Origin of the sequence: Serratia sp. Z4, from assembly GCF_009900725.1 — a bacterium.
GTDB classification, from domain to species: domain Bacteria; phylum Pseudomonadota; class Gammaproteobacteria; order Enterobacterales; family Enterobacteriaceae; genus Serratia; species Serratia nematodiphila.
The window spans coordinates 1-18,504 of the sequence record NZ_JAAABD010000013.1; the positions used below are offsets into that span (position 1 = coordinate 1).

Genomic DNA, 18,504 nt, shown 5'->3' on the forward strand with positions numbered 1-18,504 from the left:
TCGAACTGAAGGGAGAAAGCTACAGGAAAAAGACGGCAAAGGCAGTAACCAGCGCGGCTTAACGTCGCACTAAAGGATACGGCCAGAGTAGTTGGCGCCAGTCGGCAAAACTAGTTGACGTCTAATAGATAGCCTATGAACCTGCCGCCTCCGGTACGGAAGCGCTCCCCAGCCCCTACTTTGATTTTGCGCAGGCGGTGGCTATGCGACGGATGGCACTGAACCTGTCTGATCAGCCTGCCTATCTGCTGGCACCGGAGATCACCTTGTTGCTCGACAATATCGCCGACTTGCGCCGGCGGATGCTGTTTGATTTTTTATGGAACACCGGCGCCCGGATCAATGAAGCCCTGGCCGTCACGCCCAAAGACATTGTGCTTGATGCCGTCAAACCTTTTGTGGTGCTGAGAACCTTAAAACAGCGCAACCAAACCGCAGGCCGTCGCGGCCGCCCCGGGAAAGAGTCGCCGGTGAAACGCACAGTGCCGCTGCTTGACCCCGGTTTTGTACGCCGGCTGCGCGATCATCTGGCCACCTTTACCCGTTATGTCACCAAGCCGGTATGGGAGATCTCCGATGACACCGCCCGAAACTGGTTGAAAGAAGCCCTGGGTAATGCGCAACGTGCAGGCATGAACTTCTCTATTGAGAACATCACGCCGCATACGTTTCGGCATAGTTTTGCCATGCATCTGCTCTATAACCGGGTACACCCGAAGATCCTGCAGTCGTTCATGGGACACCGGGACTACAAAAGTACCGAGATCTACACCCGGGTTTTTGCGCTGGACGTTGCCGGCCAGCTGGGTGTGCGCTTCGAGATGACCCCGGAACAGGCGTTGCAACTGCTCAGTCCGAACAGATAATCTCTCCACCTTGAGTTGTGCGAGTGACTGTTGGAAGGGCTAATAAGTGACGTAGTCACTTAAGTTGCAAGGATTTTCGGGGGCTGGAGTGGAGCCGAGCGTACTCTTGAATGTGCTGCCTTGGCCAGCAAAGAGACGTTGAATTCAACGTACCACTCACGTATATTTGTATTACTTAGTAATATAAACAGAGGGGAATTCAAATGGCACGAGTAACCAGCGTAACACTGGGTGAACATTTTACGGGGTTTGTGGGCGAAATGGTCCAATCCGGCCGCTACGGCAATACCTCTGAAGTGCTTCGTGATGCGTTAAGGCTGATGGAAGCGCGTGAACAACGTATTCTAAGCGTCCGGGAGATGGTTCTGGCTGGCGTGAATGCCCCTGTGAGTCATCGCACCATGGATGATATTTTTGCAGCCGCAGCGAAGGATGCCAATGTATAAACTCTCCACGTTGGCTGATGAGGATATCTATGATCTTACGCTTTACACTATTCAGCATTTTGGCCTTATCCAGGCTAAACACTATCATGAAGGGCTCACGAAGATCTTTGAATTGCTGGCTAAAAATCCTGAGTTAGGTACTGAATGTCCCTGGATCTGCCAGGGTATGCGGCGTTTTCAATACAAAAAGCATGGGGTATATGTTCTAAAAAAAGGGGAGGAAACTCTAATTTCACGTGTCATTCATCAATCTATGGATGTTGATGCTCAGGATTTCCCCGGTTAACCCCTTCTTTTCGCTAAATGTCCGGACATTGTTCATCTCCCACGGTAGCAGTGGTCGTGATGGTAGAGCTAACAACTATCACTTGGGCTCGTTGATAGCCATACGATAAACAGTAAGCCATCTCTGATCGCCATTTTTATGCTTAAAATCAATATGATAATGTCACCTTGAGTGTTTTTTTCATTAGGGGGTTACTCATCCCTCTTTCGACGTTGGGTTCTGAGTTTGATAGCATCCAGCGTCGCCCTTTCCTGCTCACTGTGCCCTATTTTCTTATACCAGCCGGCCAATTTTCTTAAGTCAGGTACACTCACCTTCTCGTTAGGATCATAGGCATCCAATTGGGCCATATACTGGGTCATCACCGCGATACATTTTCTGGCCCATTCTCCTTCAGCGGCCGATCCCGCCGTTACATGAGGGCGACGAGGCAGGCGTGGTCGCAACGGTTTTGTCGCTTCCGGAGCGGACTCATCGACATAGGTAAACTTGATGGCATGCACGGAACGCCCCATCTTCACAGGTTCCCAAATCACCGAAATATCGGTTGAGGCATTGATGCGATCGAGTGAAGGTTGCAGCAGTTTTTGCCTGAAGTCCCGGTAATCCTGGTATTTTCCTTGCAGATTAGCCTTCTCTCGCATCCATTCGATCTCAAGGGTGACTTCAATGGTCCCATGACTCCGATACCGTGTCAGGTTACGCGCCTTAACCAACCAGCTGTAAAGACGAATCGAGAAAGGCGTATCCAGCCGGGCCAGGTTGATAAAATCCAGTTTGGTAAAGCTTTCTTTGAGCTCAAAAAGATAAGGGGCAACGTCCTGTCCAAAACGTAGTACGACCGCACTGTGATCATCATTGTTGACATACTCAAGGCGCGAAAACCAGGAAAGTTGAACAGTTCTGACTTTCCCATTCCTATCTTCTTTGTAGATTGTCACCGGTTTTTTCATAAGGCTGTCAGCCGCATCACGGAGTTGGCGGTGGCTGCTGGTCGGATTGACCCCGTAAATACGCTGATAATCAAGAGGATAGAGCGTGTACAACATATCCGGTTGTGGCTTTCTGCTGTCAATCTGCGCAAGGGCCAGGTTGAGGAGACGCATTTCGTCCAAAGTGACTCCATAGGCGCCTTCAAGAAGATCATTCCCCTGCACCACAGTCAATGTGTCATGATTCATTCGCTCTATCCATAATGTGGAAACACAGATTCATTATTCCACATTAATAAGGGGCGCGTAAATTGTAATAGCCTCGTGATCCATGATATTCCTCACAACAAATCCATCCTCATCAGGAAATGATTCCACCTGTCTTCTCTACGGCAATGTCAGTGTACGCAGAGACATCGCACCGCTACAGGTAAAATCTCCACCTTTACTACACGCAGACAGGAAATTTCTCCCCCTATAGAAAACTTGCCCCAGGTGAGTTGCGGAGAAAAAAACTGCTACAAGCGCAAGCTGTATACAGAATCCGTTCTCAGTACGGCTCATCATATGCACATGAAATCATTCCCCCATTCCCCTCCTTCGAACAGATAATTTATCCACCTGTGTTTGCTGCATAAACAGGCGTGGATCTGCAGAAATCGTCAATTCATACAGGAAAATTCTCCACATACATTTTGGCGATACAGGAAATCCCTCAACCTTGATTTAATCCCGTACGCATCAAGTGAAACAGTACCCATGCTCAATCACAGGAAAAACCTCCACCGTTACTTACAGCCGGTGCATAAAATCATTCCACCTGTAACGCACTTTAAGCAGGTAATGCGCTCCACTTCCCTGGTACACGAGCAGGAAATCCCTCCACCGATAAGTGATAACCCCTTGAACAGTAATGAGGGCTGCAACAGAAAAATTCTCCACTGACCTTGGCCCAAAATCAGTGCAGTGCTAAATCAGAGATCTTCGTCTTTCCGGAGACTTCGGATGAATTCAGCCGGAGTCATGTCATTTAATGATGAATGCGTCCTTTCGTGGTTGTATTCCCTGCGCCAGCTATCGAGTTTGTTCTGAGCATCTTCCAGTGACAGGAACCAGTGAATATTCAGGCATTCGTCCCGCAGACTGCCGTTAAATGACTCAATAAACGGGTTATCTGTTGGTTTTCCAGGGCGGGAGAAGTCCATCGTAACACCATGCTCATACGCCCATTTATCCAGACTTTTCGAAATAAACTCACTGCCGTTATCCGTCTGAATACGTACCGGTAAACGCCTATCCAGCACCCGAAGTGCTTCCATTACTTTGACCACATCTTCGCCTTTCAGCGATTTTCCAGCATGGATCGCCAGACATTCCCGACTAAAATTATCCACTACAGTCAGTGCCCGAAAACGCCGCCCGTTAAACAGATTATCCGACACAAAATCCATACTCCAGCACTGATCGACATGCGTCAGAATCGGGCGCTGCTGACGGCGTGCTGCACTGACATGTCTGCGGGGACGCTTTCTGCGCAGGTTCAGTCCTTCCAAGCAATAAATCCGGTGGGTTTTCTTGTGGTTAACAAGCCAGCCTTCCCGCCGCAACTGAATATGAATACGCGGGCAACCATACCGTATCCGGGTTTCCGCGATTTCCCGGATACGCAGGGTTATCGCCCGATCATCACGCCGGCTCTGCCAGTGGTAAACCGTTCTGCTCTGCATCAGTAACCCACATCCCCGGCGGACGCTGATGCGGTATGCTTCCTGCAGAAAATGCACCGCCTGGCGCTTCTGAGCCGGCCTCAGAACTTTTGTTTTAGCACCTCCTGAAGCATCTCCTTGTCAAGACTCAGGTCGGCCACCAGTTTCTTCAGCCGTTGATTTTCATCCTCCAGTTGCCGCAGCCGTCGCAGTTCCGTCACACCCAGACCGGCAAATTTCTTCTTCCAGTTATAAAAAGTGGCCTCAGAAATCCCCATCTTTCTGCAGACTTCCCCGACGCGGGTGCCGGTTTCGGCCTGTTTCAGCGCAAACGCAATCTGTTCTTCGGTATAACGGGTCTTTTTCATGGCGATGTGCCTCGCTGTGAGAGGGAAGAACGACCGGATACTTCAGTTTAGACTGGTACTGTTTTCAGGGAGGAGATCACCACATTTTACCGTATTCTAGTGTCCGCCACCGAACTGCTAGATCTGGCCGTGCAATAGAGTGTCGCGGGCCGGAACAGAAAATTGTTCCACCTTTGTTCCTGGCCCTTGCAAGGTGCCTAATCATGGATTTGGCTGATCCTGTGGCAATCATAGTGCTGCTTAGAGTCCAATATCATAATTTATCAACAGAAATTCCTTCTTCATATGGCATGAAATGGATCCACGTGGATCATGAAATAGATCCACGAAAGACAGGAAAAACCTCCACGCAATCCCGAATAACATATTGATATATATAATTTAAATTAATGAAAAAGAGAAAATTAAAAAAGATAAAATAACAAATATCCTTCGGATATCTGTTTACGATCATCAGTTCAAAAACCCCTCCCTTTACGTATTCATGACCATATTGGATCTGTCTTGGTTGATATGCCTCACCTTTTTGCCTTATTTGTTCCATTATGCGTTTTAATTGTTGTTTTGCGTTTTTGTTGATGTTTTACTATAAAGATGCAAAAAAATGTGTGAGGGATAATATGGATCTCAAGTCAACGCTGGATCGTTGTATAGAACGCGGTCAATTCATGACGCAGGAAATCGCTAAAGCGCAATTTGGTAACGATAGCCCAGAAGCTCGCGCGATTACCCGGCGTTGGCGGATCACTGAAGCTTCAGATCTCGTCGGCGTTACAGCACAAACGATCCGAAATTATGAAGAGTCTGGAAAGTTGCCATCCCCAGAGACGGCGATGATCGGACGGGTTGAACAACGTACCGGATACTCGATACAGCAAATCAATGCGATGAGAGATGTTTTTGGTACCCGCCCGGCGAGACCGGCTGGCCAGGATCCTGTTGTTCTCGCCGTAGCGGCTCATAAAGGCGGAGCGTATAAAACATCCACGTCAGTACATATTGCCCAATGGATGGCACTACAGGGGTTGCGTGTCCTTTTAATCGATGCCACGGATCCCCAGGCAACCGCATCGCTTTATCACGGTTATGTTCCTGATTTGCATATTCATCCGGAAGATACCCTTCTCCCGTATTATTTGGGGCAACGTGACGATGTGGCTTATGCCATCAAACCAACTTGCTGGCCAAACCTGGACATCATTCCTTCTTGCCTGGCCGTACACCGTATCGAATCCGAAATTTATCCGCTGCATGATGCGGGGAAACTCCCTGTTGCTCCTCATCTTCTTCTGCGGGCTGCTATTGAGTCTGTTTGGGACAGTTATGATGTTATCGTGCTGGATAGCGCGCCAAACCTTGGGATAGGCACCATCAATGTCGCCTGTGCAGCGGATGTGATTGTCGTTCCAACGCCGGCTGAGCTGTATGATTATGTTTCTACCCTGCAGTTCTTCACCATGTTGCGCGATTTGATGATCAATATTGACTTGAATGGTTTTGAACCTGATGTTCGCGTTCTGATCACCAAATTCAGCAATGCAGTCGGTAGCCAATCTCAATGGATGGATGACCAAATCCGTAACGCCTGGGGGGGAATGGTCCTGAAGGAAGTCGTTCGTGTGACTGATGAAGTCGGTAAAGGTCAGGTCAGGATGCGTACCGTTTTCGAGCAAGCGGCTAACCAGCGTTCAACACCGGCCGCCTGGCGTAACGCGGTGGCTATTTGGGAACCGGTTTGTGCTGAGATCTATAATCGATTAATCAAAACGCGTTGGGAGAATGCGTAATGAAAAGAGCCCCTGTATTACGTCATGCACCAACGATCAATTTTGATGACGCTAAAGCGGTTTCGGTCAAAGAGAGTGAACTTTCACCCTCGGCACCTGCAGTAAGCCAGCTGTCTTCACGTGTTAGCGCAATGAAAGGAAACAGTATCACCCTGCCAGTATGTGGGGAGGATGTTACCTTTGTTCTGAAAACTATCGTGGCGGATCAGATAGAAGTAAAAACAACCATCTTTGCCGGTAATGAACGTCTTCAGGACTTATTGACCGAATCTTCCCTGGATGATCTATTACCCTCGTTCCTGACGTCGGGTCAACAATCCCCTGCTTTTGGGCGCAGTCATAATGGTCTTGTCGAAATTGCAGATGGCAGTCGACGTCGTAAGGCCGCTATTCTTACCGGCTGTGAATACAAAGTTCTCGTCGGCGAATTGAACGATGCCCAAATGCGCTGGCTATCCCAAATTGGAAACGACTATCGGCCGACCAGCGCATATGAGCGTGGGTTACGCTATGCTCGTCGGCTCTTTTCTGAATTCGGTGGCAACGTCAGCCATCTTGCTGAAGCAGAGAACATATCGCGCAAGATTATTCAGCGTTGTATTAAAACCGCCGAACTGCCACTTGAAACCTTGCAGCTGTTTGCGAATCCCAATGAACTGAGCGCCCGTAGTGGAGAAATGCTCTATAAGTTCCATGAATCTGATTTTGCTGCGCTTAAACTGTTGACCCAGGTGTTGCAAGAACAGCAATCTGAAGGTGTCACATTCAGTACCGAAGAGCTGTTAAAGCGTCTAATGCCTGCTACCAGGGCTAAGCCAGATGTCACAGTGCGTAAGTTTTCCGTTGGGATTGAGGCGAAATACTCGGCTAATGCAGTTTCATTTAATCTAACGGGTGCTCCGGCTAGCCTGATAGAGCATATTGAAATGCTACTAGCCGAGCATGCCAAACAGCAAAAGCCCTGATATTTCAAGTGGGACCATGGTCCCACTTCTCAACTATATCTTTTTACTTCACACTACCGGTGATATTTCGATAGGTGGGACCATGGTCCCACTTGGAAGCGGAGAATGCGTTGTTCTCGTCATTGGTACTTCGGGGTATCATATTTGTTTAATGGCCGGCGGCTCAGATTCCCAATGAGCAATCCTTAGAGTTAGAGCTCAACGTCTAATTCTTTGTTATTCCACTATACATCTACTTTTTAAGAAAACTATTGGATCTGGCAAATATGCCTCATCACACAACCTTGATGGGGAGTTGCATATGCGTGAAAGCGTAATCTGTCCTTTTTGAGATATTGCAAATCTATCATTATTCCAAATCGAATTATGGTCGACCTATTATGGTCACGTATGCGGTGACTATCGACGAATAGTTGAGTGAGGGTATCATGCCAAATGTCATTCTTAGTGAAAGCAGTGCAAGCATCAGCGAGCTGAAAAAAAATCCAATGCGAACCGTTGGTGCCGGTAACGGTTTGCCGGTGGCGATCTTAAATCGAAACCAACCGGCATTTTATTGTGTGCCCGCTGCATTCTATGAAAAAATGTTAGATGCTCTTGATGATCAGGATCTATGTAGATTGGTCAATGAGCGCCGTAATGAGGAGTTCATTGATGTCGTTTTTGATCAGTTCACATGACTTATAAAGTTAAATTTCGTGTGAGTAGGGAAAACAGTATTTTTCACATCCACTACCTTGACCGGTACGCGTCAACAAAGCTGACCGTCCTGATGTTACGGTTTAACTGACAGCCGTATTGCCGCTTTTGACATTTTCTTTCTGTAACTATCTTCTGTTACTTCGATGATGTATCCATGGTGGAATCTGTTTGCCGGCACTATTGTTTGTCCACGAAGATACTGCCCAAATTTCTTACATAGGCCCAGGACTCCTATCACTATTACCGGGTAGAAGTACCACGTTCAGTCTCAGCAACGATCGGGCGTGCAGCTACTTGTCGGTACTGTATAACAGGAGTCCGGTAGCTGTAGTGACGCGCAATAATGATCGCACCGACGCGCAATAAATGCCCTTTGTAGAAATACGTACCGTTTAATTCCTCAACCGTATCCATAGTACTGTAGGGGATGTCAGGTTGGCGCGTTGCTGTGCTCGCCTGGCTCCAGTGTTACCGTTTAATATGTCGGCTTGCTGTCTGTAAGGCGGGCCTGCAGTCCATACTCTGCCATGACCTGAATGAACGTATCGACATCGCCGACAATGCGAAAAGAGACCGGCTGCAGGTGATGGCCATCCTGAGAGAAGGCGGCATTGAGCGCCGTTTTTTCGACGTAAAAACCGTTGTGCTGGGACGACATGAGGGTGGTTTCCGACCGCCACTCGCGGGCATCCATCACATAGTTGTCCCAGTCCCGATCTTTCAGGGTTTCAGTCGCGTAAGTGAGCCGGAACAAATCGGACTGCGCGGCGAGATTGCCGCTGCAGGAGTCGGGTAAGGACAGACCATTACTGGTCCATCCTCCCCTAAGAACGGAGCGTGCGATTTTCACCGCACTCCGCTCAAGCCTTTCAAAGCCCACTTGTGTGTGCCGGTTCTACGACTGTCAGGGTGCTGGCATGGATTTGGTGATGGCAATCTGGATGAACCATAACAAGATTGGTACATCTGTCGCTTCCTCCGTCAACTCGCCGAACAAGATAGTGAACAACCCATCCGCTCTCAGAGGTAATGACTTCGCGGCAGACCGGACATTTCCCGTTTTGGCTCAACAAAATGTTCAGCAGTTTTTTCCGACCTTTCAGTGAGTTCATTAATTTGAGGGCAACTCGCTTCTCAAAATATATCTCCCATCGTGGATCGAATATACTGGCATCCAGCTTCAGCATCGTATGCCGCTTTATTTGCGTATTCGATGCTTTCACCAGACACAAAAGGGGACCAGAGGATGCTTGAGTCCCTTTTTCTGCAAAGATCCAATCACACCCCTTCAAGGTACGAAAATAGCGATCTTTAATCCATCGTCTACCTTTCTGTGGGGGGCGACGCCTACACCATTGCCATAATGCCCGCCATATCTCGTGATCAACTCGTTCAAAAATTTCCTTTGAGACAACGTGTTGATGGTAGTTCGCCCATCCACGAATCATGGGGTTGAGGAGCCAGATTAGATTTCGCTGGCTGGTCGCCTTGTTTCCCTTTATCGTTGAGCGTACTTTAGCCAGAAAATCAGCAGTATTCGATCGAGATGGCTTGATCAGAAGCTTACTGCCATACTTGCGAATATTCTGTCCGAGGAAATCAAATCCACCGTTAATGTGAACTATCCGAGTTTTCTCTGATGAAAGAGTAAGGCCTCTCTCCCACATAAACTGTTCAACAAGTGGAACGACTTCATTTTCCAGAATTTCTTTCGAGCTTCCGGTTATGATGAAATCATCCGCATAGCGAATATAGTTCACCTTTTTACCGGGACGAGCAGTTGCCTTGCTAAAATTGAAATCCAGTATGGATTCCAATCCATCAAGAGCAATATTCGCCAGAGTAGGAGAGATTATCCCACCCTGTGGAGTACCCGCCTGAACCGGAAAGAATTGCTGACTTTCGATATAACCGACTTTTAGCCACATCTCCAGAATCTTACGATCCATCGGTATGTTGGCAAGGAGCCAGCTATGACTGATATTGTCAAAACAGCCTGTTATATCACCTTCCAGAACCCATTGTGCCGAGTTCTTCTTGGCGAGACAAATGAAACATTGTTCTATAGCATCCGCCGAGCATCTTCCGGTACGAAATCCGAATGAGCGACGATCCGCTGTAGTTTCCGCGACAGGTTCCAGAGCCAGCAGATAGAGAGCCTGCATGGCGCGGTCTTTCATCGTTGGAATCCCCAGAGATCGGTTTTTACCGTTGGATTTTGGAATATAAACACGTTTCAACGGCAGAGGGGAATACCCGTGCCGTCTGAGTGACAATATGGCCTGAGATTTGGCTCCGGGTGTTAACCATTTTCTCTTGTCAACCCCCGCTGTTTTACTACCCTGATTTTCAGTAACTCGTTTGACGGCTAATGCTTTGCCACTGAACGAGTGGGTCAGGAGCCACTGTAAGGACTTTGCCTTTCCATGTCTCCGTTCCCGTGTCGCCTTTGCGATACGCACCTGTAGCTTTCGCACTTCTCGCTGACATTTTTCCCAGTTAATACTGGGCCATATAACCGATTCGTGTGAGGGCGCACCTGCGCAAATCTTCTGCGTAGCCATCTGCATTCCCTCCTTTAAGAAAGTTTGACAAGTTATCTCGCAATGAAAGACCATGTGGAAGTCTGCCCGCTTTCGCGTGAGATGATGTTGCCATGCGGCTCAATCTCTGTCCGCCTCATTACAGAGCGGCATTCGCTTTCTCCACACTCCTTTACCCGCACCACTAACAGCATTCCTTACGGTTTGCCTGCCTTTGAGGCAGCGATACGGGCTTACCATGTTCCGCTTAGTTAACAAGAGTGGGTTAGGCTCTGCCTTTTCACCGGCGGCTTACTGCCCGTGTGTTCCCATGGCGTATGAAACAACCAGCCGCGTACCTTTTGGTTCAAGCCTGTCAGCATCTTTGGCTTGTTATACCTAACGATGTTTATCAGCAGTTCACTTATGTTAGCCATACCACCCAGCCTTGCGCCGAATCCGCATGATGCTTGCAGATATCCCCCAGACCTCACGGTTCAAAGGTAGCCAAAGAAAGGCCAGCTACGTTGTCCCGGCAGCTTCACACAAGTCGGTTACCCGTCCTGCATGTGCCGGTAGGCTACTGATGACGGAACATCAGGTTCCCTTACCATTTCTGGTCGGAACAATTAACTAAGCGACTTCATGTCGCACGCGCCACAGGTACTCCAGATGCTGGCGCAGTTTACCGGCCGGCCCGTGTTTGCGGCCGCGTTCGAGCAGCCAGGCGATATCCACGGCGACGCTTCTGGGAAATCGTTTCTGTTTTTGGGCGGTGGCCAGCCAGCGGATCAGGAACAGATTTTCGGCGTAGGGTGTGCCAACGATGCCGTCCTGGCGGGCCAGCCCCAATGCTGCCAGAGCGCAGAACGCCAGGTGGCTGAGTGCGGCGGTGGTGTTATCCGTAGTAACGGATTCGGTCTTATCTAACAACGTCTACCCTGCCGGTTGTTACGATGGATTAATGGCGAATTTGCGCGAGGTCGGCGGCAGTCAGACCGGTCATTTTCATTACTGAATCGCGATCGATGCCGTTCGCCAGCATAGTACGGGCAACGGCAAGTTTGCCCTCGAGAACCCCTTCTTGGCGTCCTTCCTGGCGTCCTTCCAAACGGCCTTTTTCCAGCCCGCGTTCCAGGCCTTTTTGTTCGAGTTTTTGTGCAATGGTCATAAGAACCTCCTCGTGCTGTGGTGCACGGCGTGCCAGCTCGCGGATAAAGGTTTCCGGAGAGGCTGTATCGCCAACTTGCAGCATGTAATTCATCAATGATACCAGCTGCTCTTTAGTAGTGTATCCGGCCAACAGTAAGGTGACCAGTTGTTCCAGTAATTCGGCCAGGTCGCGTTGTCGGACATGCTTTTGCAATAGTTCCAAGATGGCCATACGACGGTGCTGCATGATTTCATCATCTGGAATAACGGTAACGTCGACCAACGGAAAATCACCGGTGTAAAGTTGTTGGGCCAATTCGGGATCACCAAACTCATCCAGCCAGCGCATTGAATACGGGTAAGGCGTGACCTGACCATGATAGAACAACAACGGGACGACCAGAGGCAATTGCTCATTACCGGCGTCAAGGTGGCGTTGCATGGCGGCGATAGCGTAGCGTATCAATCGGAAGGCCATGTGTTTATCTGGTGAACTCTGGTGTTCAATCAAACAATAAACGTATCCGTCTCCTTTCCCTGTCTTGAGCGAATACAGGACGTCGGAATAATAGGCGCGAAGGTCTTCTTCGACAAAGTTGCCTGATTCTAGCCGCAACGTGCTTAGATCACAGGTTTTCAGCAGTGCCTGTGGCAGGTGCTGCTGCAGAAAGTCGCGGGCAGTTGCCGGGTGAGTCAGAAACTGCTTGAACAAGGCGTCGTGAGGCGTGGGTGTCGTTTTCATGATGACATCGTAGCACGTAGAGCGTTGTGTTCAATCTCGTAGTTCTAGATATTTAGGGGCGGTTTTCGTTCGCCAAATGCCTTTTTTTAGTCCAAAAAATGGGGGCTATTAGGGCAAACAAGCTGCCTGCAGAAAAAGCGCCTATGGCTAGAAAAATACTTTTAGCTAGGCCACCACTTGAATAATCGAAAGCAGTCATTGCTATCATGAAAACAACTGTAAATAGCGCCGGGTAAAAATATTTATTGCGGATTGGGAAGTCGATTATGCCGGTACGGATGTAATTATTTCCAAGCCTTATTTTGACTTTTTCAATATCAATAACATTTTCGTAAAAAATTTCTTTTTCCTTAGCGGTTTCGGAATGAGCCAATATATCCTTTAAAGGAGGTAACTCAGTTGGCCACTGGTGCTGGATTGTGACGCCATAAGCCCGAAGTAAAGGCCATGCAAAGGAGAAGTGACTGATTTTCTGGATGTATCGACCATCCAGTATGGACCAAAAATCCTTTCCGCCGGCAATGTTTACGATATAAATCGTCATTCTTTCGGCTTTTGGATAATGATGTGTGTATACCCTGGCAGGGATATCATCGATATTGTGGTGTCGACAAAAATTGACGCGATTCTTTCCCTCATGAGGTAGGAATAGACCGAGTTCAGGTATGCAGGTATAACTGGTACTGCTTATTCCATATTCCGAAAAAATATGTGATTTTATTTTTTCTTCATCTTTTTTTGATAGATAACGGTCTGGCCACCATCGCCAACTGCAACCAAGGGTTTGGGCAACTGGGATCATTAATGTTTCTGGTGTTTGTATTTCGGAATCCCGAGGCATGAAAGGCATAATACTGTTAAAGAAACACATTCCAAAATAAGGGCCATACTCTCCCCCTCTCATTGGGCCATGGAGGTCATCAGGTATGTTTTCTGGGCAATCTCTGGCTTTCATGTCGATATCGAACTTCAAAGCAGCGAACTCGCGTGCAGCCTTGATTTGTAGAGCTGACAGGTGAGATAGGTCGATACTGTTCATATTTTTCTCATCCAAAATCCTTTAATCACTAATTTTATCCTATTAACATCTTGTCATTAATCGTGCGCTTCCATGCCACGGTGCGCCAGTTAGTGAAAATGACCACCGCTTAATTGGCTTACTCGCGGACGTAATTTTTTTATCATCGCATCAATACCTTCCCCATTGGGGAAATATTGAATTGCACGTACGGACCGGAGATCAAAAGGAATGTCATCCATATGTTGCGTAATCAGGATCACCTGTTTACCTAGCGCATGTGCGATGCCGGCCTCATAAAACACGTTGGGATTCTTTCCCGACAGGTCACAAATCACCACTGAAGATTTACAAATGAGCGAAACCACATCCTGCATAATGTGTTGATGGTCCCATATATCATCGGCGCGGTTACAGACCATGCCCATATCGGCGGCCATCATCTGTATGGCCTGATACACAGGAGTGAAATTTCCAGCAAATGGCATCATGACGGACAATTGTTGTTGTTCAACATGATGAATATGGTCAATATTAAAAACGTCTGGTTTAGGGATGGCACCTATACTGTTTCTGAATAAAATTTCGAATAAATCACCACTATTTACGGACCAATGTGTATGGATTAATTGGAAATCAGTCAGTCCGAGCTCGCGTGCGAATTTTTTTATTTCCTGGGTTGATATAGGTGGGATCGCAGGGTCGAGACGGTATGTTATTATCACTTCACGACCTGCTTTTTTAACGTTCGTAATATTACCCACTCTAGCAAAAGGATCTCCCCTTCCTTCCAGTTCTGTCATAATTAGAGCCGGATATTGTGTGATTTCCGCCAGAGAAAACTCCCCATTGGGGCGAAACCGCGCAACCAGTTGTGGATCTGTCAGATGGTTGGTAATGGCACGCCCTAAATCGAGCGATCCTGAGTTGTCCTGCCAACCGTGCTCATCATTCCACCCTGCATAACTGACTAATAAGTGAAACATTACCCTGCCCTGTATTTATCCATGATGGGATGATTATACTGCTGATGTTGTCATTTGGTAAAAAGCTTGTTTTATTGGGCGTTATTACTTTCATTATAAACTAACTGTGACGTCATCACTGGGCAATTGGGCATTACCGGTAGACTCCCCAACCGCCCTGCCCGGTCGCCCCGCGGCCGATTTCCCCTTGTATCACAGCGGATTAGGGACGGCGTTCGCTTAACGCCTGTCACGTCGGCGCCAACCGGCGTCCATGATGATTGTGTTTTTTACGCACATTGCGTTTTTTCCCCAAATTTTATGCGATGCTGTCCTGACCGATCACCGATTTATTCGGCTTCACGGCGCCGGGACTGACGCGGCACAATAGTGATCTGAAGTGATGGCCAGGCAGGTTTGGTTTCGATAAGGGGCTTTGCAGGCCGAAAATTGAGCAGGTAGCGGAGAATGAAAAATTGAGTATCATCCCCCTCGAGATGGGACAGATTTCACGTAGCGCGATCAGTCTTCGACTACCTGCCCGATCTGCGCCAGCGCATGCTGATCGAAACCCTGTGGAACACCGGCGCCCGCATCAATGAAGCCCTGGCGCTGACGCCGGGGGATGTGTTCTTCAACGGCGCCCTGCCGTTTGTCCGGCTGCGCACGCTGAAGCAACGCGCGCCGCGGCCACGGCGCCGGCCGACCAAGGAAGAGCAGCTGCGGCGGGAGGCGCCGTTCCGGGCGGTGCCGCTGCCGGATGCGGGATATGTTCGCCGGCTGCAGGGCTATTTTGCGACATTCAAGTTGCTGACACGCCGGGCGACGCCGATGTGGGATGTGGCCAGCCAGGAGACGCCGCGTAACTGGTTGCGGGCGGCGGTTCGCCGTGCCGCCCAGGATGGCGTGACTTTTTCGGTGCGCCCCATCACCCCGCACACGTTCCGCCACAGCTATGCGATGCATCTGCTGATGAACGATGTGCACGTCAAACAGGTCCAGGCGCTGATGGGCCATAAGCGCCTGGAAAATACCGAAATCTATACCCGGATCTTCGCCCTGGATGTCACGCCGGATCTGGCCTTCTCCCTGCCTGTTGATGAGGCGCGGGGGCTGCTGGCGCTCCCTTCTCTAAGATAACACTCTGGTTTTACAATAAATCGCAAATACGATTTTACGGAAAAGCGTATTTGATGATTTCAGTATTGACCTTGCCCGCGCTTATGCATACACTGCAATTGAATCGTAATTGTTAGTTTGCAGAAATACGGTTTTACTGAAAATCGTAATAACTCATACCAGGAGTACCTGATGATTATCTCTGTACTGAACCAGAAAGGGGGAGTTGGCAAAACCACTCTCAGCGTCAATATTGCTGCCCGTCTGGCGGCGGATGGTGCCCGCGTATTGCTGCTTGATGCCGATCCTCAGGGTAGCGCCCTGGATTGGGCGGCAGCACGGGAAGATGAGTCCGCTTTCCCGGTGCTGGGGTTGCCACGCGCCACGCTGCACAAGGATATCGGCAAGTTCACCCAGGATTATGACCATATCATCATCGATGGCCCGCCGCGCGTCACGGATCTGGCCCGTTCCGCCATTATGGCGGCAGACCTGGTGGTGATCCCTGTTCAACCCAGTCCGTATGACGTGTGGGCGGCACAGGAAGTGGTCACGCTCATTCAGGAAGCCAAGATTTATAAAGAAAACCTTAAATCTGTATTTGCGGTTAATCGTAAAATCGTAAATACTGCGATTGGCCGTGATGTCGGCGAGGCGCTGTCGACGTATGAAACACCGGTGTTGCAAGCCACGGTGTCGCAGCGGGTGATCTTCGCTGAAGCGGCGGCTGTCGGTAAAGCCGTGTTCGAGCTGGAACCGGATTCGGCGGCGTCAAAAGAGATCGGCGCCCTGGTTAACGAGATTTTGGAGCAATAAGTATGAGTGGGAAAAAAGTGACTTTCGGTGCCAAGCCAACCAAACCTGCACCCAGTGCGGATGCCTGGGTGGAAAGTCGCGCTGTCGAAGAAGCGCCACCGCCGCCGGTCGAGAAAATGAAGCGACTCACGATAGATATCCCGGAGAGCCTGCATAAGGCCATCAAGTCTGCCTGTGCCCTGAGGGGCACCAAGATCGCCGATGAGGTGCGCGAGCTGTTATATGATAAATACGGAAAAGAGTAATTCTGTATTTAATGTTTTCCGATTATGCGATTTTAAGATTAAACGCTTTTGCGTTTAGGATGAGACGGTAGGGCAGGCAGGTTACGACTCATCATTGCTGTCGAGCCGTAACTCCCTGCGTATCGTGTGAAAGCTATCATTGCGATTATCTGTATTTAATGAAAATAACATTTCATTAAATACAGAAATTAGTAACGACTATGCCACTCGTGGGCGCTCCTCGCGCAAATCAATGTGCAGACCCATCATGGCCATGGTGAGCCTCACCTGGACGGCGCTGGTGACGGCAACCAGGTTGGATAATTCGAGTTTTTGGCGCGCCTCCTGCAGCACTTTACGCACGGTCTCAGGCGAGACGTCGCGCAGGTCTGCAATGGTCGTGATGGCCAATCCCATGGAATACAGGATACAGGTCATTGCTTGTGTCGGCGTTAACTCGGGGAATAATTCAAAGTAACGCGCAAATTGTGCAGTCTCAACAGCAGCCATTTTAGCCTTCCATCTAGTGGTCCACGGCCTGTCAGTGGTCTGACAGTTCCTTGATGGTCAGTACCCGCTCGAACCTATACCTGGTCGATGCGGGCCCTGAATGACTTCCCTGGTGTTGAGTGTGCCCACGCAAAGCTGGGCACTAACTATCATCATTATCCGGCCCCGAGTTGTGTGGTCTGCGCCGTCGGGTGCCTGTTGTTTAAGGGGTAAGTTTGGCCAACCCTCTGATTGCGTCTTCAAGGTACTGACGAGGGCAGCCCAGATTGATGCGGATAAATCCCTTCCCCTGGGAGCCGAAGCTGCGGCCCATCGAGGGCGCGATCTTCGATGTGTGGATCAATGCCTGTTGTAAGGCATCGTCATCCAACCCCAGGGCGCGACAATCCAGCCAGGCAAGGTAAGTGCCTTCCGCCCGGGTCATTTTGCACCAGGGTGCGGCATAGCCTAACGCCTGCTCAAACCAGCGCCGGTTCTCAGCCAGATAGCGTTGCAAATCGTCAAGCCAGGCCTCGCCGTGCTGATAAGCTGCAGTGGCTGCCGTCATCGACAGCGCATTAAAGACATCCAAACCATGGGCGTTGAGGCGGTCGATGAACGCTCCTCGCATCAGGGCATTGGGGATCAGGAAATTCGAGATCCGCAGTGACGACAATCCAAACGTTTTGCTGGCCGCGGTAGCAGCAATCACCTGTTCCTGGCAGTCCTTATCCAGGTGCAGGACCGATGTGAACGTCTGCCCGGGCAGCAGCAGGTCTGCCCAAATTTCGTCAGAGATAACGGTCACGCCATGGGCGCGGCAGAGCGTCATCAACTGCGTCAGTTCGTCATGTGTCCAGCAGCGTCCGGTAGGGTTGTGCGGATTGCACAACAGTAATAGCGGAGGCGTGTGTTGCCGGAAGCAGCTTTCAAGCTGGGCGAAGTCGAATTGATATCCCTGAGGGCTTTCTGTCAGCGGATTCTCGACGACGTTTCTACCGTTCATGGTGATGATCTTGGCGAATGATCCGTAGTAGGGCCCTTGTATCACAATGGCATCGCCCGGGTTACTGAGCATCTGAATAAGGAGAGCCAGGCCGGGAACGACACCTTCGACCGACGTAAACCATTCTCGCTTCAGCTGCAGGTTGTGCCGCTTTGAGAACCAATCCATGGCAGCCTGGTAATAGTGATCGTCTCGTTCGCTGTAGCCAAATATGCCGTGGTCAACCCGGCTATGCAGTGCATTTTGGACTTCAGGGGGGCACTTGAAGTCAAAATCAGAAACCCACATGGGTAACAGATCGCTGCCATCCAACTGGAGATAGTGCTCTATAAAGTCCCACTTCACCGAGCCGGTGTTATGGCGGTTAATTACCTGGTTAAAATTGGTCTTCAC

The 18,504-nt window shown here is 49.5% G+C and carries 18 protein-coding genes and 1 pseudogene; 9 read left to right on the forward strand and 10 right to left on the reverse strand.

The window, feature by feature from the left end; translation table 11 throughout:
- Positions 1-203 precede the first annotated feature (203 nt).
- From GT753_RS24235 to GT753_RS24245, 3 genes are all read left to right on the forward strand, one after another.
- Positions 204-866 carry a tyrosine-type recombinase/integrase gene (locus GT753_RS24235; RefSeq protein ID WP_160126045.1) on the forward strand — a complete coding sequence of 221 codons (663 nt, stop codon included), beginning with the start codon at positions 204-206 and terminating at the stop codon, positions 864-866.
- 203 nt (positions 867-1,069) lie between these two features.
- Entirely contained in the window at positions 1,070-1,312 is a 243-nt protein-coding gene (locus GT753_RS24240; protein WP_160126046.1) for a type II toxin-antitoxin system ParD family antitoxin, read from the forward strand.
- Positions 1,305-1,598, forward strand: coding sequence for a type II toxin-antitoxin system RelE/ParE family toxin (locus GT753_RS24245; protein WP_160126047.1), 294 nt, complete (start codon positions 1,305-1,307; stop codon positions 1,596-1,598). The genes GT753_RS24240 and GT753_RS24245 overlap by 8 nt, the downstream gene beginning before the upstream one ends.
- A 191-nt stretch (positions 1,599-1,789) precedes the next feature.
- Here GT753_RS24245 and GT753_RS24250 read toward each other — a convergent pair whose 3' ends face one another.
- Positions 1,790-2,779 (reverse strand): replication initiation protein, encoded by a 990-nt coding sequence (locus GT753_RS24250; protein WP_160126048.1) that lies wholly within the window; start codon positions 2,777-2,779, stop codon positions 1,790-1,792.
- A gap of 725 nt (positions 2,780-3,504) precedes the next feature.
- Positions 3,505-4,604, reverse strand: a protein-coding gene (locus GT753_RS24255; protein ID WP_160126049.1) for an IS3 family transposase whose coding sequence is annotated in 2 segments (ribosomal slippage) — positions 3,505-4,349 and positions 4,349-4,604 — 1,101 coding nt in all. Because the reading frame shifts where the segments join, the coding sequence is not laid out codon by codon here.
- A 668-nt stretch (positions 4,605-5,272) separates the two neighbouring features.
- Here GT753_RS24255 and sopA point away from each other — a divergent pair.
- The 3 genes from sopA (at position 5,273) to GT753_RS24270 (ending at position 8,036) form a co-directional block, all read left to right on the forward strand.
- On the forward strand, positions 5,273-6,391 hold the full coding sequence (gene sopA, locus GT753_RS24260; RefSeq protein ID WP_254071041.1) for a plasmid-partitioning protein SopA: 1,119 nt from the start codon (positions 5,273-5,275) through the stop codon (positions 6,389-6,391).
- Complete coding sequence (locus GT753_RS24265; protein WP_160126051.1) at positions 6,391-7,356, forward strand: ParB/RepB/Spo0J family plasmid partition protein; 966 nt, start codon at positions 6,391-6,393, stop codon at positions 7,354-7,356. The genes sopA and GT753_RS24265 overlap by 1 nt, the downstream gene beginning before the upstream one ends.
- A 428-nt stretch (positions 7,357-7,784) precedes the next feature.
- Positions 7,785-8,036 carry a type II toxin-antitoxin system Phd/YefM family antitoxin gene (locus tag GT753_RS24270; protein ID WP_060560532.1) on the forward strand — a complete coding sequence of 84 codons (252 nt, stop codon included), beginning with the start codon at positions 7,785-7,787 and terminating at the stop codon, positions 8,034-8,036.
- A 497-nt stretch (positions 8,037-8,533) separates the two neighbouring features.
- Here GT753_RS24270 and GT753_RS24275 read toward each other — a convergent pair whose 3' ends face one another.
- The 6 genes and pseudogenes from GT753_RS24275 to GT753_RS25780 all read right to left on the reverse strand — a co-directional run bounded on the left by GT753_RS24275 (position 8,534) and on the right by GT753_RS25780 (position 14,478).
- Positions 8,534-8,908 carry a hypothetical protein gene (locus tag GT753_RS24275; protein WP_254071042.1) on the reverse strand — a complete coding sequence of 125 codons (375 nt, stop codon included), beginning with the start codon at positions 8,906-8,908 and terminating at the stop codon, positions 8,534-8,536.
- A gap of 19 nt (positions 8,909-8,927) precedes the next feature.
- Positions 8,928-10,622, reverse strand: a complete 1,695-nt coding sequence (ltrA, locus tag GT753_RS24280; RefSeq protein WP_160126052.1) for a group II intron reverse transcriptase/maturase — start codon at positions 10,620-10,622, stop codon at positions 8,928-8,930.
- Between the two features lie 612 nt (positions 10,623-11,234).
- Positions 11,235-11,513 (reverse strand): annotated as a pseudogene (locus tag GT753_RS24285) (DUF2913 family protein); the annotation flags it as partial.
- 28 nt (positions 11,514-11,541) lie between these two features.
- Positions 11,542-12,474, reverse strand: a complete 933-nt coding sequence (locus GT753_RS24290; protein WP_160126053.1) for an Rpn family recombination-promoting nuclease/putative transposase — start codon at positions 12,472-12,474, stop codon at positions 11,542-11,544.
- 52 nt (positions 12,475-12,526) lie between these two features.
- A complete protein-coding gene (locus tag GT753_RS24295) occupies positions 12,527-13,513 on the reverse strand; it encodes a hypothetical protein (protein WP_160126054.1) in 987 nt (328 codons plus the stop codon).
- An 89-nt stretch (positions 13,514-13,602) separates the two neighbouring features.
- A complete protein-coding gene (locus GT753_RS25780; RefSeq protein WP_216842816.1) occupies positions 13,603-14,478 on the reverse strand; it encodes a hypothetical protein in 876 nt (291 codons plus the stop codon).
- 537 nt (positions 14,479-15,015) lie between these two features.
- On the opposite strand from GT753_RS25780, the gene GT753_RS24305 reads away from it, so the two are divergent.
- The 3 genes from GT753_RS24305 to GT753_RS24315 all read left to right on the forward strand — a co-directional run bounded on the left by GT753_RS24305 (position 15,016) and on the right by GT753_RS24315 (position 16,637).
- On the forward strand, positions 15,016-15,597 hold the full coding sequence (locus tag GT753_RS24305; RefSeq protein WP_160126055.1) for a tyrosine-type recombinase/integrase: 582 nt from the start codon (positions 15,016-15,018) through the stop codon (positions 15,595-15,597).
- 171 nt (positions 15,598-15,768) lie between these two features.
- Entirely contained in the window at positions 15,769-16,392 is a 624-nt protein-coding gene (parA, locus tag GT753_RS24310) for a ParA family partition ATPase (RefSeq protein WP_060441996.1), read from the forward strand.
- 2 nt (positions 16,393-16,394) lie between these two features.
- A complete protein-coding gene (locus GT753_RS24315) occupies positions 16,395-16,637 on the forward strand; it encodes a plasmid partition protein ParG (RefSeq protein ID WP_060432386.1) in 243 nt (80 codons plus the stop codon).
- A gap of 198 nt (positions 16,638-16,835) precedes the next feature.
- Here GT753_RS24315 and GT753_RS24320 read toward each other — a convergent pair whose 3' ends face one another.
- Both GT753_RS24320 and GT753_RS24325 read right to left on the reverse strand, forming a co-directional pair.
- Positions 16,836-17,126, reverse strand: a complete 291-nt coding sequence (locus tag GT753_RS24320) for a hypothetical protein (RefSeq protein ID WP_070914201.1) — start codon at positions 17,124-17,126, stop codon at positions 16,836-16,838.
- 202 nt (positions 17,127-17,328) lie between these two features.
- Positions 17,329-18,504 carry a MalY/PatB family protein gene (locus GT753_RS24325; protein WP_371732201.1) on the reverse strand — a complete coding sequence of 392 codons (1,176 nt, stop codon included), beginning with the start codon at positions 18,502-18,504 and terminating at the stop codon, positions 17,329-17,331.